General features: G+C 64.3%; 23 protein-coding genes. 5 read left to right on the top strand and 18 right to left on the bottom strand.

Going from position 1 to position 22,380, the window contains the following annotated elements:
* Nucleotides 1–8: 8 nt before the first annotated feature.
* A complete protein-coding gene (locus NBW56_RS03680) occupies nt 9–1,775 on the bottom strand; it encodes a proline--tRNA ligase (protein ID WP_250258013.1) in 1,767 nt (588 codons plus the stop codon).
* Between the two features lie 145 nt (nt 1,776–1,920).
* On the opposite strand from NBW56_RS03680, the gene NBW56_RS03685 reads away from it, so the two are divergent.
* Nucleotides 1,921–2,673: a GTP pyrophosphokinase gene (locus tag NBW56_RS03685; protein ID WP_250258014.1), complete on the top strand. Its 753-nt coding sequence runs from the start codon at nt 1,921–1,923 to the stop codon at nt 2,671–2,673.
* On the opposite strand, the gene NBW56_RS03690 is transcribed toward NBW56_RS03685, so the two are convergent.
* The 9 genes from NBW56_RS03690 to rpsB form a co-directional block, all read right to left on the bottom strand.
* Nucleotides 2,670–3,539, bottom strand: coding sequence for a GNAT family N-acetyltransferase (locus NBW56_RS03690; protein WP_250258015.1), 870 nt, complete (start codon nt 3,537–3,539; stop codon nt 2,670–2,672). The two genes, NBW56_RS03685 and NBW56_RS03690, sit on opposite strands and share 4 nt — an antisense overlap.
* Nucleotides 3,536–4,873 carry a M50 family metallopeptidase gene (locus NBW56_RS03695; protein WP_250258530.1) on the bottom strand — a complete coding sequence of 446 codons (1,338 nt, stop codon included), beginning with the start codon at nt 4,871–4,873 and terminating at the stop codon, nt 3,536–3,538. The genes NBW56_RS03690 and NBW56_RS03695 overlap by 4 nt, the downstream gene beginning before the upstream one ends.
* Complete coding sequence (locus NBW56_RS03700) at nt 4,873–5,421, bottom strand: DivIVA domain-containing protein (RefSeq protein ID WP_250258016.1); 549 nt, start codon at nt 5,419–5,421, stop codon at nt 4,873–4,875. Before NBW56_RS03700 ends, NBW56_RS03695 begins: the two co-directional genes overlap by 1 nt.
* Before the next feature lie 121 nt (nt 5,422–5,542).
* A complete protein-coding gene (gene rlmN / locus NBW56_RS03705; protein ID WP_074298094.1) occupies nt 5,543–6,808 on the bottom strand; it encodes a dual-specificity RNA methyltransferase RlmN in 1,266 nt (421 codons plus the stop codon).
* Nucleotides 6,801–7,796, bottom strand: coding sequence for a phosphatidate cytidylyltransferase (locus NBW56_RS03710; protein ID WP_236886234.1), 996 nt, complete (start codon nt 7,794–7,796; stop codon nt 6,801–6,803). The genes rlmN and NBW56_RS03710 overlap by 8 nt, the downstream gene beginning before the upstream one ends.
* A gap of 21 nt (nt 7,797–7,817) precedes the next feature.
* Nucleotides 7,818–8,384, bottom strand: coding sequence for a ribosome recycling factor (gene frr / locus NBW56_RS03715; RefSeq protein WP_065248247.1), 567 nt, complete (start codon nt 8,382–8,384; stop codon nt 7,818–7,820).
* Nucleotides 8,385–8,434: 50 nt separating this feature from the next.
* Nucleotides 8,435–9,199, bottom strand: a complete 765-nt coding sequence (pyrH, locus tag NBW56_RS03720) for a UMP kinase (protein WP_239379361.1) — start codon at nt 9,197–9,199, stop codon at nt 8,435–8,437.
* A 162-nt stretch (nt 9,200–9,361) separates the two neighbouring features.
* Nucleotides 9,362–10,186 (bottom strand): translation elongation factor Ts, encoded by an 825-nt coding sequence (tsf, locus tag NBW56_RS03725; RefSeq protein WP_250258017.1) that lies wholly within the window; start codon nt 10,184–10,186, stop codon nt 9,362–9,364.
* Between the two features lie 50 nt (nt 10,187–10,236).
* A complete protein-coding gene (gene rpsB, locus NBW56_RS03730; protein WP_074298098.1) occupies nt 10,237–11,133 on the bottom strand; it encodes a 30S ribosomal protein S2 in 897 nt (298 codons plus the stop codon).
* Between the two features lie 379 nt (nt 11,134–11,512).
* Here rpsB and NBW56_RS03735 point away from each other — a divergent pair, with 379 nt between their 5' ends.
* Entirely contained in the window at nt 11,513–12,148 is a 636-nt protein-coding gene (locus NBW56_RS03735; RefSeq protein ID WP_250258018.1) for a M23 family metallopeptidase, read from the top strand.
* Between the two features lie 116 nt (nt 12,149–12,264).
* Here the strand turns inward: NBW56_RS03735 and NBW56_RS03740 are convergent, their stop codons facing one another.
* Nucleotides 12,265–13,266, bottom strand: a complete 1,002-nt coding sequence (locus NBW56_RS03740) for a tyrosine recombinase XerC (protein ID WP_250258019.1) — start codon at nt 13,264–13,266, stop codon at nt 12,265–12,267.
* Nucleotides 13,267–13,410: 144 nt separating this feature from the next.
* Between NBW56_RS03740 and NBW56_RS03745 the strand changes: the two genes are divergently transcribed.
* The gene (locus NBW56_RS03745) at nt 13,411–13,590 is read left to right on the top strand and encodes a hypothetical protein (RefSeq protein WP_250258020.1); all 180 of its coding nucleotides are present in this window, start codon (nt 13,411–13,413) and stop codon (nt 13,588–13,590) included.
* Nucleotides 13,591–13,700: 110 nt separating this feature from the next.
* Here NBW56_RS03745 and NBW56_RS03750 read toward each other — a convergent pair whose 3' ends face one another.
* From NBW56_RS03750 to NBW56_RS03760, 3 genes are all read right to left on the bottom strand, one after another.
* Nucleotides 13,701–15,017, bottom strand: a complete 1,317-nt coding sequence (locus NBW56_RS03750; RefSeq protein ID WP_250258021.1) for an MFS transporter — start codon at nt 15,015–15,017, stop codon at nt 13,701–13,703.
* Between the two features lie 61 nt (nt 15,018–15,078).
* Complete coding sequence (locus NBW56_RS03755) at nt 15,079–15,561, bottom strand: MarR family winged helix-turn-helix transcriptional regulator (protein ID WP_250258022.1); 483 nt, start codon at nt 15,559–15,561, stop codon at nt 15,079–15,081.
* 103 nt (nt 15,562–15,664) lie between these two features.
* Nucleotides 15,665–16,396 (bottom strand): ArsR/SmtB family transcription factor, encoded by a 732-nt coding sequence (locus NBW56_RS03760; RefSeq protein ID WP_082991038.1) that lies wholly within the window; start codon nt 16,394–16,396, stop codon nt 15,665–15,667.
* Nucleotides 16,397–16,462: 66 nt separating this feature from the next.
* Here NBW56_RS03760 and NBW56_RS03765 point away from each other — a divergent pair, with 66 nt between their 5' ends.
* Complete coding sequence (locus NBW56_RS03765; RefSeq protein ID WP_250258023.1) at nt 16,463–17,701, top strand: MFS transporter; 1,239 nt, start codon at nt 16,463–16,465, stop codon at nt 17,699–17,701.
* Nucleotides 17,698–18,684 carry an IS481 family transposase gene (locus NBW56_RS03770; protein WP_250258024.1) on the top strand — a complete coding sequence of 329 codons (987 nt, stop codon included), beginning with the start codon at nt 17,698–17,700 and terminating at the stop codon, nt 18,682–18,684. The genes NBW56_RS03765 and NBW56_RS03770 overlap by 4 nt, the downstream gene beginning before the upstream one ends.
* On the opposite strand, the gene NBW56_RS03775 is transcribed toward NBW56_RS03770, so the two are convergent.
* From NBW56_RS03775 to NBW56_RS03790, 4 genes are all read right to left on the bottom strand, one after another.
* On the bottom strand, nt 18,681–20,018 hold the full coding sequence (locus NBW56_RS03775; protein WP_250258025.1) for a DNA-processing protein DprA: 1,338 nt from the start codon (nt 20,016–20,018) through the stop codon (nt 18,681–18,683). The genes NBW56_RS03770 and NBW56_RS03775 overlap by 4 nt on opposite strands.
* The gene (locus NBW56_RS03780; protein WP_250258026.1) at nt 20,015–21,562 is read right to left on the bottom strand and encodes a YifB family Mg chelatase-like AAA ATPase; all 1,548 of its coding nucleotides are present in this window, start codon (nt 21,560–21,562) and stop codon (nt 20,015–20,017) included. The genes NBW56_RS03775 and NBW56_RS03780 overlap by 4 nt, the downstream gene beginning before the upstream one ends.
* A complete protein-coding gene (locus NBW56_RS03785; RefSeq protein WP_074298108.1) occupies nt 21,559–21,957 on the bottom strand; it encodes a YraN family protein in 399 nt (132 codons plus the stop codon). Before NBW56_RS03785 ends, NBW56_RS03780 begins: the two co-directional genes overlap by 4 nt.
* Nucleotides 21,958–22,061: 104 nt before the next feature.
* Nucleotides 22,062–22,361: a DUF2469 family protein gene (locus NBW56_RS03790; RefSeq protein ID WP_065248257.1), complete on the bottom strand. Its 300-nt coding sequence runs from the start codon at nt 22,359–22,361 to the stop codon at nt 22,062–22,064.
* Nucleotides 22,362–22,380 lie beyond the last annotated feature (19 nt).

Raw genomic sequence — 22,380 nt, forward strand, 5'->3', positions numbered from 1 at the left:
CGCGTGACCTACCCGCGCAGATCCTTGAGGATCTCTTCGAGCGCGCTCTCCACCGGAACCTCTCGACTCTCGCCACTTTGGCGGTCACGCACTTCCACAACTCCCTTCTCGAGGCCTCGCCCTACGACGACGGTTGTGGGGAGGCCGAGCAGCTCAGCATCCTTAAACTTCACGCCCGGTGAGACCTTCGGGCGGTCGTCGAAGAGCACGTCAAAGCCCTCTGATTCAAGCGCCGAGGCAATCTCTTCCGCCTTGTCAAACACGTCCTGATTCTTGCCGGTCGCGAGGACGTGCACGTCAAGCGGCGCGATCGCGCGCGGCCATGCGAGGCCTTTCTCGTCGTGAGAGGTCTCCGCGATGGCGGCAACGGCACGCGTCACGCCGATGCCGTAGGAGCCCATGGTCACGACCTGTTGCTTGCCGTTCTCGTCGAGAACCTTGAGACCGAGCGCCTCGGCGTATTTGCGGCCGAGCTGGAAGATGTGCCCCATTTCCATACCGCGCGTGAGCGTGAGCGGGCCCGAGCCGTCCGGTGACAGATCACCGTCGCGCACCTCGGCGACCTCGGCGAAGCCGTCGCCGACGAAGTCGCGGCCGGCCACAACACCGAGCGTGTGCGCGCCTTCGCGATTCGCGCCCGTCACCCACGTCGTGCCGTCCACGGCACGCGGATCGAGCAGGAGGCGATAGCCGTTGGCTTCAAGCCCCCACCCCTGCGGGCCGATGTAGCCCTTTTTCACGGCCGGATACTTCTCGAAGTCCGCTTCGGCGAAGGGGCGCACTTCGTTCGGGGCGAGCGCGGTCTCGAGGCGTTTCTCATCCGCCTGGCGATCGCCGGGGATCATGATCAGCAGCGGGGATTCTTCACCTTCGGGGGTCTTTTCGATGTACACGAGCGCCTTGAGAGTGTCGGTCGCTTCCCAGGCTCGAGAGTCTTCTCGCGGCGCGTTCTCGTTGAGGAACCGCACGAGCGCGTCGATCGTCGTGGCACCGGGCGTCTCAATCTCGCGAGCGGCAGGGAGTGCTGCAATGGCCTCCGCATCGAGAGCTTCACCGGCGACCGTCGTCACGGCCTCCACGTTAGCCGCGTAACCCGCGGGACTGAGCGCGAACGTATCTTCGCCTACGGGGGTCGGATGGAGGAACTCCTCGGAGCGTGAACCACCCATCGCGCCCGCATCGGCCTTAGCGATAACGATCTCGAGTCCGAGGCGCTCGAACACACGCTGGTAGGCCTCGCGCATAATCATGTAGGAGCGCTCGAGGCCCTCGTCGTTGATGTCAAAGCTGTAGGCGTCTTTCATCACGAACTCGCGCACGCGCAGAAGACCCGCACGCGGGCGAGCCTCGTCGCGGTACTTCGTTTGCACCTGATAGAGGGAGATCGGCAGGTCCTTGTAGGACGTGAAGAGATCTTTCACCGCGAGGGTAAACATTTCCTCGTGGGTGGGGCCGAGAAGCATGTCGGCGCCTTTGCGGTCCTTGAGCCGGAAGAGGTTATCGCCGTATTCGCTCCAGCGGTTCGTTTCCTCGTACGGCTCGCGCGGAAGAAGCGCGGGGAAGAGAATCTCGTGGCTGCCGGCCGCATCCATCTCTTCGCGCACGATCGCTTCGACCTTCCGAAGGACCTTGAGTCCCAGCGGAAGCCACGTGTAGATACCGGGGGCCGTGCGGCGAATGTAGCCGGCGCGCACGAGCAGTTTGTGGCTCGCGAACTCGGCTTCGGCCGGGTCCTCTCGAAGCGTGCGAATGAAGCTCGATGACATGCGAAGCATGGGGCGTTGTCCTCCTGGCAACAGGGGTTTTTGAGGCGAATTCCTCAGGCTCTCACAGTGTAGTGCGCGCACCGCGCACACCCCGTGATATCCCAGGACGCACCGCGTATCGTGGAGTGTCACTCATCACCACGGGAAGGTCGAAATGTCTGAGCCGCTCACGCTTTCGGGTATCGCACCGTCGCCCTCAATCGCGTATTTGCGGGCCCTCATCGGCGAGGGAGAAACGCTGCGCGAGGAGATCGAAGGCGATGCCGACCGGCTCATGCACATCGTTCGCGAGAAACTCGAGGGATTCCTCATGCCCTACGAGTTCGGCCTGAAGGAAATCCTCACGAAGATCGAAATTCTCTCGGGCGAGTGGGATGTCACGACCCCACACAACCCCATCGAGCACGTGAAAACGCGCGTCAAGTCCATGGATTCGCTGCTCGGCAAACTCGCTCGCACCGGGTGCCCGCCCGATCTCGAGGAGATTCGCCACCGCATCCGCGATATCGGTGGGGCGCGCATTACCTGCAGCTATGTGCAGGATTGCTACCTCGTGGCCCACGCGCTTGCTTCGCAACCCGACATCACCCTTCTCGAGGAGAAGGACTACATCGCGAACGTCAAGCCAAGCGGCTACCGTTCCCTCCACCTCATTCTCGAGGTTCCCGTGTTCCTGTCGACCCGCACGATCGATGTACCGATTGAGGTGCAAATCCGCACGATCGCCATGGACTTTTGGGCGAGCGCCGAACACGAACTCAAGTACAAATACAAGGGTGAGTTGCCCGCCGAGATGCGCGCAAAGCTCGTTCAGATCGCCGCCACCGCCGCAAGCCTCGACGAACAAATGGGGATCGTGCGCGACCAGATCGAGGGCCCCTCACTGCCCACCCGCGACAACGCCTAGTAAAGAACCGTCGCGAGTTCCCCTATCGGAATGAAGCCCGCGCGCTCGTACGCTCGCCTCGCCCGCGTATTAAACGAGTTCACGTAGAGCGTCACGCGCGGAGCATGATCGCGACGAATGAGCTCGGCTGTCTCCCTCATGAACGGTGCGGCGAGCCCCCTACCGCGATAGGCGGGATCGATCCACACACCGTGAACTTGCGCGACACCACCAAAGAGCGCGCCAAGGTCAGCCTTGAACACGACCCGCTCCCCGTCGCACGCAATGTAGGTTCGCCCTTCGTGAAGCAAATGCTCCACACGCGCGCGATACCCCCGGCCGCCATCGCCGCGACACGGATCCGTTCCCACCTCCTCACGAAACATTGCCACGGAGGCGGGGAACACGCGGGGCAGGTCACGTGGCTTGGCGGCCACCACCGTGGTGGGGGTGGGTTCCGACGTTTGCCCGGCAGAATATTCGAGCAGCGGCTGGTGGCCTCGTACCTCGCGCTCGCGGGGCATCCCCTCGCGCATCACCTGCCACATGTGCATGGCGATACTGCGCTCTGCCACGATCGAGGAGTAGCGCGTGGAAAGTGCGAGTGCGTGCCGAGCAAGGCGGTCGATGGCGTCGAACGACTCGGGGGCGAGAACGCTCGCGCTCACACCGTGCCAAAGGATTCCTCTGAGGTGTGTGCCGTGCGCGAGAACCGTGAACTCGGAGCCGCTGCGGCCAACGGCCACGAGTTCCTCAAACCGCGCCGAGGCGAGAGTGCTCACGTGCGCTTCGCGCTGCATTGCTTCACGCGCGGGGCTGAGCCATTCCCCGTCAAGGGGATGGAGATCCGCGGGGCGCCTCCGCCAAAGGGTGGAAAGTGGACTCACCGGAACAGGGTCACCGGCTTCACGATATCGGCATAGATCAGCAGCACGCTCATGAGGATAAAGGCTATTGCGATCACGTTCGTGACGGGCAGCATGCGCGAAGCATCAACTGGACCGGGATCAGGCTTGCCGCGTAGCTTCGCAAGGCGCCGGCGGGCCGCCTCGTAGAGTGCGGAGGCAACATGGCCGCCATCGAGCGGCATGAGCGGCACGAGGTTGAACACGAAAAGGGCCATGTTGAGCGAGCCGAGCATCGAGAGGAATGTCCAGGCTTTCTCCTTGAGCGAGAAGCTCGGCGAGTCATGAGAGACGATCTCTCCCGCGAGCCTGCTCACTCCCACAACGCCCATGGGGCCGTTTTGGTCGCGTTCTTCGCTACTGAAGACAGCCTTGCCGATGTCCCATACGCGCACGGGCAACGTCACGACGACCTTCGCGGTGCCCGTGAACTGCTCCCATACGGCTCCTGGGACCTCGGTAAGTGGCCTCGGCGTGAGTTCTTGCGTGCCGGTCACGCCAAGGAATCCGGCCTCGACCGTGGCGTAGGTACCGTCGGCCTTCTTCACCGGCTTACCCGAGTCATCGCGCGCCACGACCGTGTTCGCGACTGGAGTTGCCGTCACGGTCATCGCTTTACCGTCGCGTACGAGGGCGATGTCGACTTCGTCGCCAGGGTGTTGCCGAATCACCGTGCTCATCTCGTGAAAGTCAGAGACTCGAGTCCCGTCGACCGAGGTGATCACGTCCCCGGGTTTGATCCCCGCGGCGAAGGCAGGTGCTTCGGGCATACCTTCGCACGACGCATCCACGGGCGCGGTCGCGGGCACGACACACTGCGAGACGGCAGCGACCTTCGCCGTCACGTTTGGCAGCCCAAAGCCGCTCAGCACGATCGCCGTGAGAACGATCGAAATAAGGAGGTTCATCGTGGGCCCGCCAAGCATCACGACGAGCTTCTTCGGCACGCTCAAAGCGACGAAAGTGCGGTGACGGTCCTCAGCCGAGTACTGGCTCGAGTCCCACTCCTTCGCTTCCTCGCTCATCTGTTGGAAAAAGCCCGTGGAATCCTCGCGGATCACGTTCGGATCCTCGCCCTTGTGCGGTGGAAACATTCCGATCATTCGAATGTAGCCACCGAGTGGGATCGCCTTGATCCCGTACTCGGTCTCGCCCTTCACACGCGAAAAAAGAGTGGGGCCAAACCCGATCATGTACTGGGTGACACGCACGCCGAAGCGCTTCGCTGGAACAAGGTGCCCGATCTCGTGGAGGGCGATCGAGAGCCCGAGCCCGGCAACCATCAAACAGATGCCGAGCACATACAAAAGAATCATCACGGAACGGACGCCATCACGTCAGCAACGTGATCGAGGTAGACGTCAACGACGGCCTCCTGGTAACCATCGGCGCCTTTGCGAGTGCGGAACGCCGCCCGGCGCACATCATCCACGCTCATCGCGAAGCCATCGGTGAAATATGCATGGAGCTGGTCGCACAGGTGATCGACGTCCTCGCGGTCGTAGGCGCGCTCGCCCTGACCCGCGGGACGGAAACGCTCACCTGCAGGGCGCGAGAGACGCTCCTGGAGAACCTCCGCACGTTCGGTGAGGGCAGCGATCCACGCTTCTTCACCATCGCGCTCGATCGCTTCATCACGGTACTGGAGGGCGAAGGCATCCGAAAGGCGGTCGAGAGCCTCGTCGACGGCGAGCATGTCATAGCCGCCGCGCACGGTCGAGAACTTTGCCGTGATGACATCGGCCGGCTGGAAAGAACCATCGCGCCCCTCGTACGCGGCACGCGCACGACGCAGGAAATCATCGACTTCCTCAACGTTGTAGCCAAAGGTGAAACGCCCGGCACGCTGAAAAGCGGTACTCATCTACTTGCTCCCTCCCTCAACGGGGATGCTCACGCGACACATCCGGGGCGAGTGGTAGACCGCCCCTCCACCACTGTAGTGCCTGGACACGCGAAAGGCGGGCAAGCGTCGGAACCCAAAATCACGCGCCGGTGCCGCGCGCGATCTCCTCAACCCTCGCGACGCGAGCCTCACGGTCCTCACGGCGCGCATCGGTCTCCACCACGGTCGCCGCAAGCTGTCCGCACGCACCGTCAATATCGCTTCCGCGCGTATCGCGGATCGTTGCCGAAATCCCATGCTCGCGCAGAGTTTCCACGAACGTGCGCTCGACCCACGGATCAGACGCCGTCCACTTCGAACCCTTGACAGGGTTAAGCGGGATGGGGTTGACGTGCACCCAGTGAGCGCCGCCGCGCGCGATGAGACGCTTCGCGAGAAGCTCCGCGCGTTCTGCTTGGTCGTTGATGTCGCGAATAAGCGCGTACTCGATCGAAACGCGTCGCCCCGTCGCCTCGAAGTACTCCCACGCCGCATCGAGAATGTCGTCAACATCGAAGCGCTGATTGATCGGCACGAGCTCATTACGCAGTTCGTCATCCGGTGCGTGGAGAGAGACCGCGAGCGTCACCGGAATCTCCTCCTTCACGAGCTTGCGCACGGCGGGTGCGAGGCCGACGGTCGACACGGTGATGTGGCGCGCTCCCATCCCAAAGCCTTCGGGGGTGGGGGCGTTAAGACGCTGGCACGTCGTTGCCACGGCGCGGTAGTTCGCGAGCGGCTCCCCCATGCCCATAAACACGATGTTGGACACGCGCCCCTCGCCACCGGGGAGCTCGCCGCGCGAAAGAAGCAGGTTCGCGATGCGCACCTGCTCGAGGATTTCCGCAGCTGAAAGATTCCTCGTGAGACCCATTTGGCCGGTCGCACAGAACGGGCAGTTCATGCCGCAGCCGGCCTCCGACGAAATGCACAGCGTCACACGATTCGAGTAGCGCATCAGCACAGACTCCACAAGCGAACCGTCGAAGAGACGCCACAGGAACTTCTGGGTCATCCCCTGATCGGCACTTTGCTGCGACACCTTCGTGAGAAGAGTCGGGAAGAATCGTTCAACGAGTGCCGCCCTATCGCCCTTCGGAAGGTCCGTCATGTCGTCGGGATCAGTCGTGAAGTGCTCGAAATAGTGCGTCGAGAGCTGCTTCGCGCGGAAGGCCGAAAGCCCCATGTCCTTGACCGCCTCCACCCGCTCGTCAAGAGTCAGGTCCGCGAGGTGTGCGGGTGGCTTGCCACGACGCGAAGGACGCAGCTGAAGCTGGCCCGGAGCGAGCCGAACGGGCTCGCCCTTGACCACCTCGCGCGAAAGGTCCTTCGCCACATCAAGTTTCGGGGTGGGTTTCTCAACCACTGATGGCCTCCACAATCGCGAGAAGAATAAACAGGGTCGGGGCAGTGAGAAGCATGGAATCGAGGCGATCCATCATGCCGCCGTGCCCCGGAAGCAGTTGCCCCATATCTTTGAGGCGAAGGTCGCGCTTCAAGAGGGACTCACTCAGATCGCCGATGGTCGAAACCACGACCATGACGGCGCCGAACGCGAGCGCCCACCACACACCAATCTCAGGCAGCCACATGTGACCAATGAGGCCTGCGGCGGCGATGCCGCCCGCGAGGGAGCCCACAAAGCCCTCCCACGACTTCTTCGGGCTAATACTCGGCGCCATCGGATGCTTGCCAAAGAGCACGCCTACCGCGTAGCCGCAGGTATCGTTCATGATCGGCACAACGAGGGCAAACATCACCTTGTTCGCCCCATTCGGCTGCGCCATAAGCAGGATCGTGAAACTGGCCATGAACGGCACCCACAAAAGCGCGAAAATTCCCGCAACCGTATCGCGCAGCGCCATAAGCCCCGTCGCCTCGGTTGTGCGCCACACAATGAGGACGAGCGCGCCCACGATCGTCGACACAAGAAGGCCCGAGGCCCCGTACTGCCACGCCGAGACGACAACGCCCACACTCGCGACAAGGAGCGGGATGGCGGGGACACGCAAGCGTGCCCCTTCAAGAGCATTCGCCACTTCGAGAGTGGCGATCACGACGGCGATCGCCACGACGGGTGTGAACAGGATCGGGAGCACGTACAGGCACCCGAATAACACGGCCACGAGGGCGAGGCCTACGGCGATCGCGGCAGGCAGATCCCGCCCCGCGCGCGATGTTCGGGAGTGGGTCGGAGCGGGCCGTTCAGAAACCTCCGCGACGAGCCGCTCCTCGCTCACGAGGGTTGCGGAAGGCGCGAGGGGCACCTCCGGTGAAGCACTTTCAGATACGGCAACGGCCGCGCCCGGCACATTGCTAGGCACGGCGCGTCGACGACCGTGACGTGTGTTCACGAATAACGGAGCAAAGGCCGCTCAAACGGTGAGCAGCTCTTCTTCCTTCGCTTCGAGGGCAACATCCACCTGCTCGGTGTACTTCTTCGTGAGAACCTCGAGCTCCTTCTCGGCGCGGGTGCCTTCGTCTTCGCCGATCTCCTTGTCCTTCACGAGCTTCTCGATCGCCTTCTTCGCGTGGCCGCGCGAACCGCGGATCGCAATACGGCCATCCTCGGCCTTGGTCTTCGCGAGCTTCGTGTAGTCCTTACGGCGCTCCTCGGTGAGGGCAGGAAGCACGATGCGCAGGTTGTCGCCGTTGTTCGTAGGGTTCACGCCGAGATCAGATTCGCGAAGCGACTCCTCAATCTCTGCCATCGCGCCCTTGTCGTACGGCGTGACGATCACGGTGCGGGCTTCAGGGAACTGGAACGCCGCAAGCTGGTTGAGCGGCGTGGGGGTCCCGTAATAGTCGGCGGTGATGCCCTGGAACATCGCGGCACTCGCGCGGCCCGTGCGGATCGCGGTGAACTCTTCCTTCGTGACCTCGACCGACTTCGCCATCTTCTTTTCGGCTTCCTTGAGGATGCTTGCGGTGTCCTCGCTCATGTCTCTCGGTTCCTTCCGATTTATTAAACGTCTCGCCTGGTAAGGGTATCTTAGTCGCCCGTCACCACGGTGCCGATACGGTCACCGCGCATAGCCTTCGTGATATTGCCCGAAGGCTCGAGACCGAAGACCATCATCTGCTGCTTGTTGTCCATACACAGGCTGAAGGCCGTCGAGTCGACAACGCGCAGTCCCTCGCGCAGCGCATCCTTGTACGTCAGATGCTCGAGCTTCGTGGCGCTTGGATCCTTCTTCGGATCCGCCGTGTACACGCCGTCCACGCCGTTCTTCGCCATGAGCACCTCGTGGCAACCAATTTCGAGGGCACGCTGCACGGCGACCGTGTCGGTCGAGAAGTACGGCATACCGGCGCCAGCACCAAAGATCACCACGCGCCCCTTTTCGAGATGGCGCACGGCGCGAAGTGGGAGATACGGTTCGGCGACTTGCCCCATCGTGATGGCAGTCTGCACGCGCGTGGAGGTGCCCGCCTGCTCGAGGAAGTCCTGGAGCGCGAGACAGTTCATGACGGTGCCGAGCATGCCCATGTAGTCAGCGCGACGGCGATCCATGCCTCGCTGGCTCAACTCAGCGCCGCGGAAGAAGTTGCCTCCGCCCACCACAATCGCACACTCGACGCCCGAGGCAACCCCCTCGGAAATTTCTTGCGCAATTCTCGAGACCACATCGGGATCAACGCCCACACGGCCCCCACCGAAAGCTTCGCCCGAAAGCTTAAGGAGCACGCGGCGCGTCCCCTCTTTCGGTTCAATCGTGGGAATCGACGACGTGATGGGATCGGGATCGGTACTCATCAACATTCCTTCCGAGAGCGGGTTCTCGGGGTCTCAGTCTACCGGCCGCGCATCGTTCGCCGCTGTGGGGAAGGTCCCCGTGTGACAAGACCAAAAAGAAGCGAGGGCCCACACCGATCGGTGTGAGCCCTCGCGTTGACGCTATGGCAAGCGTCGGAAAAATCAGTTGCCCACGCGGAAGCGCACGAAACCGGTGACCTTGCCACCAGCGGCCTCAACAACCTTGCCAACGCTCTGCTTCGGATCCTTCGCGAAGGGCTGGTCGAGAAGAACGTTTTCCTTGAAGAAGCCGTTCATACGGCCCTCAACGATCTTCGGGAGAGCCTTCTCAGGCTTGCCCTCGTTCTTCGCGGTGTCCTCGGCAATGCGGCGCTCGTTCTCCACGACATCCGCGGGAACATCCTCGCGGGTGAGGTAGAGGGGCGAGTACGCAGCGATGTGCATCGCCACGTCGCGTGCAACCTCGGCACCGGCCTTGTCGGTGGCGACGAGCACGCCAACCTGGGGCGGGAGGTCCTTGTTGGTGCGGTGCATGTAGTTGGTCACGGCCTCACCCTGGACGCGGCCGATTCGACGAACGAGGATCTTCTCGCCCATGGTCGCACCAGCGTTGGTGAGAGCCTCACCGAAGGAGGTCTCAGCGAGCTCCTCGGGGGTCGAGGCACCCGACTCGACGGCGGCCGCAACGGCCTCGTCACCGAGAGCGATGAACTTGGCGTTCTTCGCCACGAAGTCGGTCTCCGAGTTGATCTCCACGAGCGTGCCGAGCTGGCCGCCCTCGACGTCGCGCACATCGGCGGCGACGAGGCCCTCCGATGCGGCGCGACCCTCGCGCTTGGCGATGCCCTTGAGGCCCTTGACGCGGATGATTTCGACGGCCTTCTCGTGGTCGCCGTTTGCCTCGTCGAGAGCCTTCTTGACGTCGAGCATGCCCGCGCCGGTCTTCTCGCGAATGTCCTTGATGTCTGCTGCCGTGTAGTTAGCCATTATCTGTCTCCTCTAAATGGTTGTGGGAGCGAACAGTGATAGTCGAAAAATCAGGCTTCTTCGGAGGCTGCTTCGGCAGCCTTGTCCTCGGCAGCGGGGGTCTCGGCGCTTTCCTCGGCCTTGGCCTCGGTGGCACCTTCGGCCTTATCGGCCTCCTGCTGCTGGACCTCGGACTGCTTGAGCAGTTCCTGTTCCCACTCGGCGAGCGGCTCGGCGTCAACAGCCGAAACGTTCTTCTCGCCCTGGGTCTGCTTCGCGTGGCGCTCCTGGAGACCAGCGGCGGCGGCATCAGCCACCACGCGGGTCAGGAGGGTCACGGCGCGGATCGCGTCATCGTTGCCCGGGATGGGGTACTGAACCTCGTCCGGGTCAGCGTTCGTGTCGAGGATCGCGACGATCGGGATACCGAGCTTGGTGGCCTCGTCAACGGCGAGGTGTTCCTTCTTGGTGTCCACGATCCACACGGCCGAGGGGGCCTTGCTCATGTCACGGATGCCGCCGAGGGTCTTTTCGAGCTTTTCCTTCTCACGGCGCATCATGAGAAGTTCCTTCTTGGTCCACTGCGAGCCGGCAACGTCCTCGAAGTCGATCTGCTCGAGCTCCTTGAGGCGATCAACGCGGCCGGAGACGGTCTGAAGGTTGGTCAGCATGCCGCCGAGCCAGCGCTGGTTCACGTAGGGCATGCCCACGCGGGTGGCCTGCTCCTGGATCGACTCCTGAGCCTGCTTCTTCGTGCCAACGAAGAGGATCGTGCCACCGTGGGCAACGGTCTCCTTGACGAAGTCGTAAGCCTGATCGATGTAGGTAAGCGACTGCTGAAGGTCGATGATGTAGATGCCGTTGCGCTCAGTGAGGATGAAACGCTTCATCTTCGGGTTCCAACGGCGGGTCTGGTGACCAAAGTGGACGCCGCTCTCGAGGAGCTGGCGGAGTGTCACAACTGCCATGGTCGTAACTACCTTTCTGGGCTCTGGGCTCGCCCGCCTCGCTCACGCACGTGCGGCGTGGGTTTGGTGGGGTTGTTGCGCAAAGCCTGTTCTCGTTTATTACGGGCCGACGGTTGCCGGCTCGCCCTAGCGCCCTGCGTTTGTGCCGCCACTTCCCTCACGGGAGAGTTGTGGAACGATGGCACGCGCGCGTGAGTGGGCGCGCGAAGTCACCCGCGCATGCGAGTGCTACGGCAACTCTAATACAGCGAACCTGACTCCCGCACGAATCTTGAGGGACGTGTGAGCGAGTCCGCGCCTCACACTGCACACCCCTCGCGTTTCCACAGCATGAGCACTCCCCCTTGGCACCCGCACGAGAGCACGGTGTGCTTGAGGCATGCATATCTCCATCAGATTCGGCACCCGCGTTCTCGTGATTCTCATGCTCCTCATCGGCGCGGGCGCCCTCGCGTTCGCGCCCGCTCACGGCGCGGGTGAAGAGGACTTCCCGCAGGAGCGCGTGAGCGCGATGATCAATCGTGCTCACCGCGCAGCCTTGGCCCTCGAGGCGCTCGCTTCACCGGAGCCACCACCGCTGCTTGACTCGAGCGCCCACGAGGACATTTGGGCCTGGCCCGTGGGCCCCGCCCACGAGGTGGTGCGCTTCTTCGAAGCACCCGCGCATCGATACGGGCCGGGGCACCGCGGCCTCGACATCGCCGGTGGCGCCCTCGAGGTTCGGGCCGTGGAGAGCGGCACTGTGACTTTCGCGGGGAAGGTCGCGGGCAAACCCGTGATCGCGATCCTCCACGGCAACGGGCTCACTTCGACCTACGAGCCGGTTCTCGCCTCGGTCTCCAAAGGAGATGCCGTGAGAAAAGGGCAGCTAATCGGGGTTATCGAGCACCCGTCGGAGCACGCCCACTGTGCGGCCGGATGCGTACACCTCGGCGCCAAACGAGGGAAGGACTACCTGGACCCACTACCGCTTCTCGAGGGGCGTGGACCAAGCGTTCTTCTGCCAGTCGCGTAGCGCCGCACACCACCGCACCCCACGTCTATCTCCGCGCCAGCTCCACACCTTCGAGGGGAGCTGGCCGTTTCCCGCGCTCCACCGCGAAGTGACGTCGCCCAACGTCGCGCACCCCCTTAGGCTCGGGGATGCGCTTGCTTGACGGCCTCCTTGAGGCGCTCGGCAGATACGTGCGTGTAGATCTGCGTCGTCTGGAGCGAGGAGTGCCCCAACAAATCCTGAACACTACGCAGATCCGCACCGCCCTCCATGAGGTGCGTCGCGGCACTGTGTCGCCACGTATGCGGAGAGATGTGCCCTTCAAGGCCTCCCTCTCGGGCGGCTCGGTCGACGACAGTCCTCACCGCGCGATCGTTGATGCGACCTCCGCGCACGCCTAGGAAGAGCGCCTCGTGTTCATCACGCACAAAGCTCGACCTCGCGATACTCTCCCAGCGATCAATGGCGTTGAGCGCGGGCACCCCGAGCGGCACAACCCGCTCCTTGTTCCCCTTGCCGATCACGCGCAGCGTGCGATTCTGGCGATCCACGCTCGCACGATTGAGCGCGCACAGCTCCGAGACTCGCAAGCCGGAGGAATAGAGCACCTCCAAGATGGCCGCATCGCGCACGCGCATGGGATCGACCTCGGGCGAACTTTGTGGTCCAACGGCCTTCTCGTGCGCAGCACTCTCCGCTTCCTCGAGGATGTCACGCGCCTGAGCGGCACTGATGACGTGCGGGAGGGTGCGCCCACGCTTGGGGGCCCGCAAGCGCCTGCCGGGATCAAGCTCCACGAGGCCCGCTTCACGCAACCACGCCGTGAACGTGCGCGCGGCCGCGGCTCCGCGCGCCAGGGTCGTGGGGCTGTGGCCGGCCTCGGCCCTTGCCGCGAGCCACGCGCGCAGGTCCTGGATTGTCAGGTCTCGCGCCCCTCGCTTCTCACTCTCCGCGCTCTCTTGGAACGTAAATTCGAGTAGAGAAACCGCGTCGGAAAGGTAGCCCCGAATCGTGTGTTCGCTGCGCGCGCGCTCAAAACGAAGATGCCGCTCGTAGCGTTCAAGAACTTCTGCATCGCCTTCGGCGATGAGGAGCGCGCGCCCGGATCGGGGCGCCTGCGATTCACGTGTGGGGGTCATAGCTCCAGTGTGGCACGCGCCCCGTTGAAGCCTCGAACGCCCCCGCCAACCGCTTCAAGACCTCTAGGCCCTTAGTCCGATTTTCATCCACCTAGACGGCCGTGCGTTAAGCATGAACATATTGATTCACGTTAAGGGGTCGCCATGAGCACCACATCTACTTCCTCGTCACGCGCTGCAAGCTGGACCGGCCCGATCGCTGGCATCCTCCGCATTCTTGTAGTCGTTGTTGTACTGCTGCTTTTCGCCGTCAACGCCGCCGATCACCTTGGCTTCGGACACGCATGGACGAAATTGGTGGGTGAAAAGAGCATTCTGCGCTGAGGCGCTCGCTCTCACGACGAAACACCTCCGCTATGGACTCGCAAGGAGCCAGGGGCGGAGGTGTGTCGTCGTGAGGGGGGCAGTTCCAGATTAAGGCACGAGTGAGCGCCTTAAAACTCGTCGCCAGCAGTGATGGCCGAGGCCTCTTCTTGCTGAGTGATGTGTGGCGTTGTCACTCGTGTGAGGAGCTTGTGGCCGCTCACGAGGATCACTATCGACATGAGGATCGCCACTGCCGCGAACCAGTAGGGGCCGCCGGCACCGAGCGCATCCGCAATCGAACCCGAAACCGCCGGGGCAATCGCACCACCGAGGAAACGCACGCCCGAGTAGGTTGAGCTTGCAATGCTGCGCGGGAGATCGGTGGCTTCCATGATCGCCTCGGTGAGGGCGGTGTTGAGAATACCGAGGAACAGGCCCGCCACAACGACGGCAGTAACGAGAAGGGGAAGGCGATCCGCGCCGAGCGCCATGGTCACGAGGCACGCCGCGAGGAGCGCGAGAGTCGCCGTCAACACCGGAATGAGCCCGAAGCGCCTCGTGAGGCGAGGAGCAGCGAGAACCGAGGTGAGGGCGAGGGCAAGGCCCCACCCGAAGAACACAAGCCCGAGCTCATGCGCGCCAAACTCAATTCCGGCCGAATGCGCAGCAGCCTCGAGCGGGTAGGGCGAGTATGCAAGAAGCGTGAAGAAGCCGAAGTTGTAGCACAGCGCGGCGGCGCTCAGAAGCAAGAGGGGTGGGCGGCTCAGCGCCGCAAAGCCCGCGCCGAGCGAGGCCTTGGTGGGCTGGGCGGCGGGCTTCGGCAAAAGGACGATGATGGCGATCAGGCCGATCGCCATGAGTGCGGCTGTGCCGAAAAATGGCATGCGCCACGAGATCGACCCAAGGGCACCACCGGCGAGCGGCCCCACGGCCATCCCCACACCGAGCGCGGCCTCGTACAGGATGATCGCTTGGCCCGATCCACCCGAAGCGGCACCCACGATCGCCGCGAGTGCGGTTGAAATGAACAGGGCGTTACCGAGCCCCCATCCGGCGCGGAATCCGATGATCGCGTCAACGCTTCCCGCTGTTCCCGCGAGTGCCGCGAACAGCACGATGAGGACGAGGCCCGTGATCAGGGTGCGTTTCACCCCAAGCCTGCTCGAGATGAACCCGCTGAAGAACATCGCAATCGAGGTGACAATCAGGTAGCTCGTGAAGAGCAGCATCGTTTGCGAGGGACTCGCGTGGAGCTCGCGGCTAATCGCCGGAAGGATCGGGTCCACAAGGCCGATCCCCATAAAGGAGACCATGCAGGCGAAGGCGATCGCCCACACGGCCACGGGCTGATGCAGGATTGAGGGGGCCTTCTCGGGCTTCGGCGCTTGCGGCGCGTGAGCACCTTGGTCGTGTACGCGAGCGTGCTCGGGGGCAGCAACGGACATTCGAATAAAACTCCAATCTGACGATTTTCGGGCGCGTGGATGCGCACGGGGAGAATGGTGATTAGCGGTCGCGGCGTGCGAGAATCTCGGCGAGGTCGCCAAGAAGCACCGCCGCGCGTTCAAGGGTGCGGAGATCTTCCGCTTCGAGCGCGTCGAGCGCGGGGCGTACGGATTCGGCCGAGGCAGCGCGAGAGCGCTCAAGTTCGGCCATGCCTGCGTTCGTGAGTGCGATGACGCTTGCACGAGCATCGCTCGCGTCCGAGCGCCGTTCGACGAGGTCATCGGCCGCCAGGCGATTGACAATCCCCGTCATCGTCGGTTGCGAAACCGACTCGCGTGCGGCGAGTTCGCCCACGCGAAGAGGACCTCCATGCCGAAGGTTTGCGAGAACGCGCACCGAAATGAGCGAACGGCTTCCTCCTGCGCTACGCCCTGCGGCACGGCTGAAGCGAAGCCCGTTTGCCACGAGGGTATTCGCTAGTTCGTCGAGCGAATCATCGCTCGCAGCGCCGGCTTCACGCCCTTCGAAATCCCCTTTTTGCATAGCCTCACTATATAGGCAGCCTAAGTATCTTCTCAACGTCGCTTGCGTAAGAAAGGTCGCACCGCCGCCGTTCTAGGTGTACTGACCGGAGATGTTGATCGAGTCAGGCAGTGGTGAGCCAGTCTTGAATGTCCTCTGGTTTGTGGATTAGGAGGTCGCGCCGTCCGGGGCGGCGTTCGATCCACCCTCGGTCGATGAGGGCGCGCATGAGCGCGGCTCCGAGTCCTCCAGCGAGGTGGTGGCGTTGCTCGGTCCAGTCCGTACACACCTTCAGCAGGGGACGACGCCCAGCCTGCACCACGGCGAGGTCAATACCGATCCGGGCGAAGTGCTGGGCAGCGTGGGGACCCAGCACGTAGCCGGTGGCCGTCGGGCCGGCGATGGCATCGAGCGGACCCCGAACGGTGCCCTGGATGCCGTCGGTGCGGCGCAGTGTCTCGACCTCGACCAGGCCCGCCAGGATGTCGGTGCCCAGACTGCCGGCCAGGTGGTCGTAGCAGCTGCGCGCCACCCGCAACCGGTCCCACTGGCTGGCCTGGCGTAGCCCCGTGACGCCAGGGGTGGACGCCAGAGGGATCAACGACTCCAGGACCACCGCGACGTGGGGGCCTGCGAGCCGGTAGCGACGCACCCGTCCCTCGGGCTCGACGACGAGCAGTCCTGCCCCCGCCAGGCGGGACAGGTGTTCGCTGGCGGTGGAGGTGCGCACCCCTGCCACCTGGGCCAGGCGCGTCACGGGGCGGGCGTTGCCGTCGAGCAGTTCGAGCATCATCGCGGCGCGTGACCGATCGGCGAAGTGCGCGGCCACCGAGGCGATGTCTGGCTGTGGGTCCATGGCACCCATTCTCACCCCGTCACACTTCGACCGCCACCGAAGCGTCCATACCTCATCGTGGTAGACATGAACCTCTCTCCTGATGCCCCCGCCTCACACCGGGGTGGTGCCCGCCGCAACGGCGGGACATTCCTGCTCGTAGTGTTGTGCATCCCCATGTTCCTGGTGCTGCTGGATGTGTTGGCCATGAACGTGGCGATGCCTACGGTCGGCCGCACCTTCCATGTGCCCGTGGCGCGCTGGGCCCAGGTCGTGGATGCCTACACCGTGCCCCTCGCCCTCGCGCTGCTGCCCGCCGGGTGGTTGGTCGACCGCATCGGGCCACGTCGCGCCCTGCTGGTCGGCATCACCGTGTTCACCGCCGCGTCGTTGCTCGGAGGGCTGGCCGGGACATGGCTCGTGGTCCTGACGGCCCGCTGGGGTCAGGGGTTGGCTGCTGCCGTGATGCTGCCGGCCGGGTTGGCCGCCCTGAGCCAGGCATGGCCCGAGCCCGGTGAGCGAGCCAAGGCCTTGGGGGCCTGGTCGAGCATCAGCGCCGTGGCGACCGCGCTGGGACCCGCCGTGGGCGGTCTACTCGTCGCCGCGCTGTCATGGCGGGCCGTGTTCTGGATCAATGTGCCCCTCGGCCTCTTCGCCGCGTGGGGGACCGGGCGCCAGCTGCATGCGGCTCGCCCTGCGGTCCTGCACGCCGGCCCGCCCGCCGCCGCTGGTCGAGGCGAGATGGCCAAGCGTGCGCTGGTCGGGTCCGTGATCGCGGCAGCGATGATGACCTCGGGCGCGAACGGCACTCTCCAGGTCGTCACGGTCCACTTGCAGTCCGGGCTCGGGATGGGTGCTGGGCCGACTGGACTGCTGCTGTTGCTCGCCACAGCGCCATTCGTCGTGCTCGGCCCCCTCTCGGGGAGGGCTGTCGTCCGCCTCGGCCGACGCCGCGTCGCTGCCCTGGGATTCGCCGTCGGCGCCGTGGGACTCGCGACGCTGGGCCGGCTGCCGGGAACCATGGGTCTCGCCCCAGGGCTGCTGGGCATCGGGGTCGGCCTCGGGTTGATGACCTCCGCCATCGTGGGCGAAAGCCTGTCCGCCTGGCCTGGCCGCCCAGGAGTGGCCAGCGGGCTCAACAACGCCCTCCGACAGACAGGAACCAGCCTCGGCGTGGCCCTCGGAGGCTGGGCAGCCGGATGGTGGAGCGGAACGCCGCTGCTCGTGAGAACCGGAGCCGCAGCAGGACTTTGGTGGGTCGGAGCAGCCGTCCTGGTCTTGGTCACTTTCACCCGCTCCCGCAGGTCGAGGAAGAACCCGCGATGAGCCACCCCAACGCTGCCCTCACACCCCGCCACCGACTGATCGTCGCCCGGCTCGTGGTCGACCAGGGCTGGCCGGTCAGCGAAGTCGCAGCCCGATTCCAGGTCTCCTGGCCCACCGTGAAGCGCTGGACCGACCGCTACCGCACCGGCCAGTCCATGCAGGACCGCTCCTCACGGCCCCACCGGTCGCCGAACAAGACCAGCCAAGCCACGACCAGGCGTTGCATCCAGCTCCGCCTGCGCCTGCGCGAAGGACCGGTCCAGCTCGCGTGCCGGCTCGGGATCGCCCCGTCGACGGTCCATCGGATCCTGGTCGACGCGCACCTGAACCGGCTTTCCCATGTCGACCGCGCCACGGGAGAGCCCGTTCGCTGTTACGAGCACGACCATCCCGGGGCGATGCTGCACGTCGATGTGAAGAAGCTCGGCAACATCCCTGACGGCGGGGGCTGGCGCTACGTCGGCCGACAACAAGGCGACCGCAACCGCGCTGCCACCCCGGACAAGCCTCGCAACAAGTGGCGGGACCCGTTGATGGGAAAGGCGTACGTCCACACCGTCATCGATGACCACTCCCGTGTCGCCTATGCCGAGATCCATGACGACGAAACCGCCCTCACCGCCACTGCCGTGCTGGTCCGGGCTGTCGAGTGGTTCAACCAGCGTGGCGTCACCGTCGAGAGGGTGTTGTCCGACAATGGAGGCGCCTACCGCTCACACCTGTGGCGAGACACCTGCCATGAGCTCGGGATCAAGCACAAGCGCACCAGGCCCTATCGGCCGCAGACCAACGGGAAGATCGAGAGATTCCACCGCACCCTGGCCGACGGCTGGGCCTACGCCCGCTGCTACACCTCTGAAGCCGAGCGCCGCGGTGAGCTCGAGGGCTGGCTGCACTACTACAACCACCACAGATCCCACACCGCCTGCGGCAACCAGCCACCCTTCACGCGATTAACGAACGTTCCCGATCAGTACATCTAGGTGCTCTTCGCTTCCAAGCGGCGCACGCTGTGACCCGAAACCTCCGCGAGCCCGAGAAGCTCGATGCGCGCGAGACTCGAGCGCACCTGGTCACGGTCAAGCGCGCATTGCGTGGCAAGCTCCCGCACCCCGATCGCGGAAAAACGCGGGATCCCATCAAAGACGAGCCGGTCGAGGGGGCCGAGAAGCTCGACATCAAGCGGCAGCGCGCCGCTAGCATCGGCGGGGTTTTCGGCTCCGACGGATCCCGCGACCCCGGATGCTCCGGAAATCATGAGTTCGATGTCCTCGACCCGTGAGAGCAGCTGTGCCCCTCGTTCGGCAATGAGGCGATGGCACCCGCTGCTTTCTGCCGAAGTGACGGGCCCAGGGACGGCGCCTACGGGAAGCGAGAGAGCATCGGCGTGCGCTGCGGTAGAAAGCGCACCCGAGCGCCACGCCGCCTCGACCACGACCGTGGCCTCACTTGCCGCCGCGATGAGGCGATTACGCGAAAGAAACCGCCACCTCGTAGGCCGCGCTCCAATGGGGGCTTCGGAAAAGAGCCCTCCCTCACCCCGAACTCGCGTAAGGAGCGCGGCGTTTGCCCGCGGGTAGTAATCGTCGAGCCCACCCGCGAGGAAAGCGGCGGTGCCGCCACCTCCTTCGTGCACGCTTCGTGCGGCGAGCGCTCCCGAATGTGCCGCGGCATCGATCCCGAGCGCGCCGCCGGAAACCACGCGTACTCCGTGCTCCGCGAGCGCCGCTGCGAAATCGTAGGCGACGCTCGTCCCGTATCGAGTCGCGCCGCGCGACCCCACGAGCGCAACAGCCTTCCGCTCCTCCAACCCGCCACGGCTTCCCGCGTGCCACAGCGCAAAGGGGGCGTTAATTCCAAGCTTAGTGAGCCCCGAGACCCAGCCAACCTCACCTGGGCGCACAAGCGAGATGCCGCTTTCCCTTGACCGTTCGAGGACATTTCGTGCTTCTCCCGCACGTTCGGACCACGCTGCCTTCGCGCGCTCGGCAGCCTGGCGCGCGTTGCGGATCCTCATTGATTCGTGAGCGGCCGTCACGTGGAGCCTCTCGGCCTCCGGATCGGCTGCCGCTTCCTCTAGTACATTGGCGATTTCGCGTATCGTCCCCTCGAGTGCGAGGCTCAGGGCCTCCACCGGACCTCGCGCAAGCCACAAATATCGAGCGGCCGCATCGGTGGATTCGGCGAGGGCGCTCCACACCGCTCTTGCACGACGATCGGCCTCAGCCTCCGCACCATCCGCGGGAACTGCGCTCGGCTGCCAAAAATACCCTGGTGGTGCCCCTACGCGATGCTCTCCGACGTGCCCAGTGCTCATGCGGCATCCTCCCCTCGAAGCTCGAGGGCCGAAGCAACATGCGCGCTCGTGGGCCGAGCAGCGCCGGCAAGGTCGGCGAGAGTCCACGCGACTCGTCGCACGCGATCGCGGCCCCTCATCGTGAGACGCCCTCGTTCAACGGCGCGCACCAAGATTGCCTCATCGCTCCGCTCAAGCGGCATCTCTTGGTCGAGAAAACGGCCACTCAGCTGGGCATTCACGACGTAACCGCTGCCGTCGAGGCGCCGATTTTGCGCCTCTCGGGCCGCGCATACTCTCTCGCGGATATCGGCACTCGATTCCTCGCGCGATGCGCCGCTGAGCGTGCGTACGGGCGCAAGCTTCAGGCGAAGGTCGAGGCGGTCAACAATTGGGCCCGAGAGCCTCGCCATGTAACGGCGGCGCTGCATGGACGTGCAGCGGCATCGGTCGCCGCGCGCATCGGCGTTTCCACACGGGCAGGGGTTCGCCGCAAGCACCAACTGGAACGCGGCTGGGTAGGTGGCGACTCCACGCGTGCGATGAAGAGACACCTCTCCCGTTTCAAGCACTTCCCGGAGCGACTCGAGAACTTTCGGCGCAAATTCGGGCGCTTCGTCGAGGAACAGCACTCCCCCGTGGGCGCGCGAGACCGCCCCGGGGCTTGCGAGATTACTGCCGCCGCCAATGATGGAGGCGACGCTTGACGTGTGATGCGGCGCGATGAACGGCGCCTCGCGCACGAGGCCGCGTGTAGCATCGAAATCTCCCGCGATCGAGGAAAGCGCGCTTAATTCGAGGGCGCGTTGGGCCTCGAGTGGAGGGAGGATGCTGGGCAGACGTGAGGCGATCATGCTTTTGCCCGCACCGGGCGGCCCGAGTAGGAGCATGTGATGCCCGCCTGCCGCGGCAACCTCTGCCGCCTCGCGCCCGCGTTTTTGCCCCTTGACATCGAGGAAGTCGAGGCGTTCGCGCTCGGTGTCCGGATCCTCACCCTCATCCCTCTCCTCGCGTTCCAGCACATCAAAGAGCGCGCGCCGCGACCATTCGGCTTTACCGCCGAAGCCCACGATGACCTCCCCTAGGTGCCGCGACGATCGAACCTCAATACCGGGCACAAGCTGCGCTTCTTCAGCATTGGCCGCGGCCACGACGACGCGCCGCACCCCACTCTTTTCCGCCGCGAGCGCGGCGGGCAAAATCCCTGGAACCGGCCGGAGGCTCCCGTCCAGGGCAAGCTCGGCGACGAACAATGTGCTCTCGAGGTTTCCCGGCGGGAGCACACCCTTCGCGGCGAGGGTCGCGACGGCTATCGGCAGGTCGAATCCCGAGCCACTCTTTTTCATCCACGCCGGCGAGAGATTCACGGTGACCTTCTTCTCCCCCACGGCGTGGCCGGCATTGGCACACGCGCTCTTGACGCGCTCGCGCGCCTGGAGGGTCGAGGAATCGGGAAGTCCCACGATCACAAAAGCGGGAAGCCCCCGACTAATTTCGCATTCGACCTCGACAATGCGCCCTTCAAGCCCCCACAGGCTCATGCCCAGTACGCGCGCGACGCTCATGCTCCGACCGCCTTGAGATGTGTGACCTCGACGAACCCTCCGGGCATCACGAACACACCGAAAGCATCGAGTCGCACCTGGGAATGCCGGGGGCTTCGCTCGAGGAAGTAGGCGCCGATCATCGTGCGAAGCTTGCGCACTTTGCGCGTATCGACCGCACCCACGGCAGAGCCCATCACGAGGCTTCGCCGCGTTTTGACTTCGACAAACACGAGGGTGTCACCATCGAGGGCGACGATATCGATTTCGCCGTGGCGCGTGCGAAAGTTCCGTTCGAGAATTTCGTAGCCCGAACGCGCGAGGATATCGGCGGCGATGTCCTCGCCGAGGTTGCCGAGTTTCTTGGTGGGGAGCTTATCGGCACCGCGGGTGTCGACTCCTGTCGTGATCGTCATGCCTCACACGATGCCGAATACCCGCGTCAGTGTCAGCCGCCACCTTGTGACTTGTGGACGGACGAGCGCTGTGGGGCGCGAGCCACCCCTTCGCGGTCGATTTCTTAGATGTCGAACGCGGGCTTTTCGAGCTCTTCAACGTTGACGTCTTTAAACGTCAGTACACGAACGGTGCGCACGAATCGCGAAGTGCGGTGCACATCCCACACCCATGCATCGGCGAGGTTCAGTTCGTAAAACACCTCGCCTCCCGCGTGCTGAACGTGCACGTCGACCTGGTTCGCGAGATAAAGCCGGCGCTCGGTCTCGACGCGGTAGGCGTAGGTTCCCACGACATCGCGGTATTCGCGATAGAGCTGGAGCTCCATGTCGGCCTCGTAGGCGTCGAGATCATGCACGTTCATGTTGCTCTCTCCCTCACGT

The sequence above is a fragment of the Dermabacter sp. Marseille-Q3180 genome, assembly GCF_940792985.1.
In the GTDB taxonomy this organism is placed as follows: domain Bacteria; phylum Actinomycetota; class Actinomycetes; order Actinomycetales; family Dermabacteraceae; genus Dermabacter; species Dermabacter vaginalis.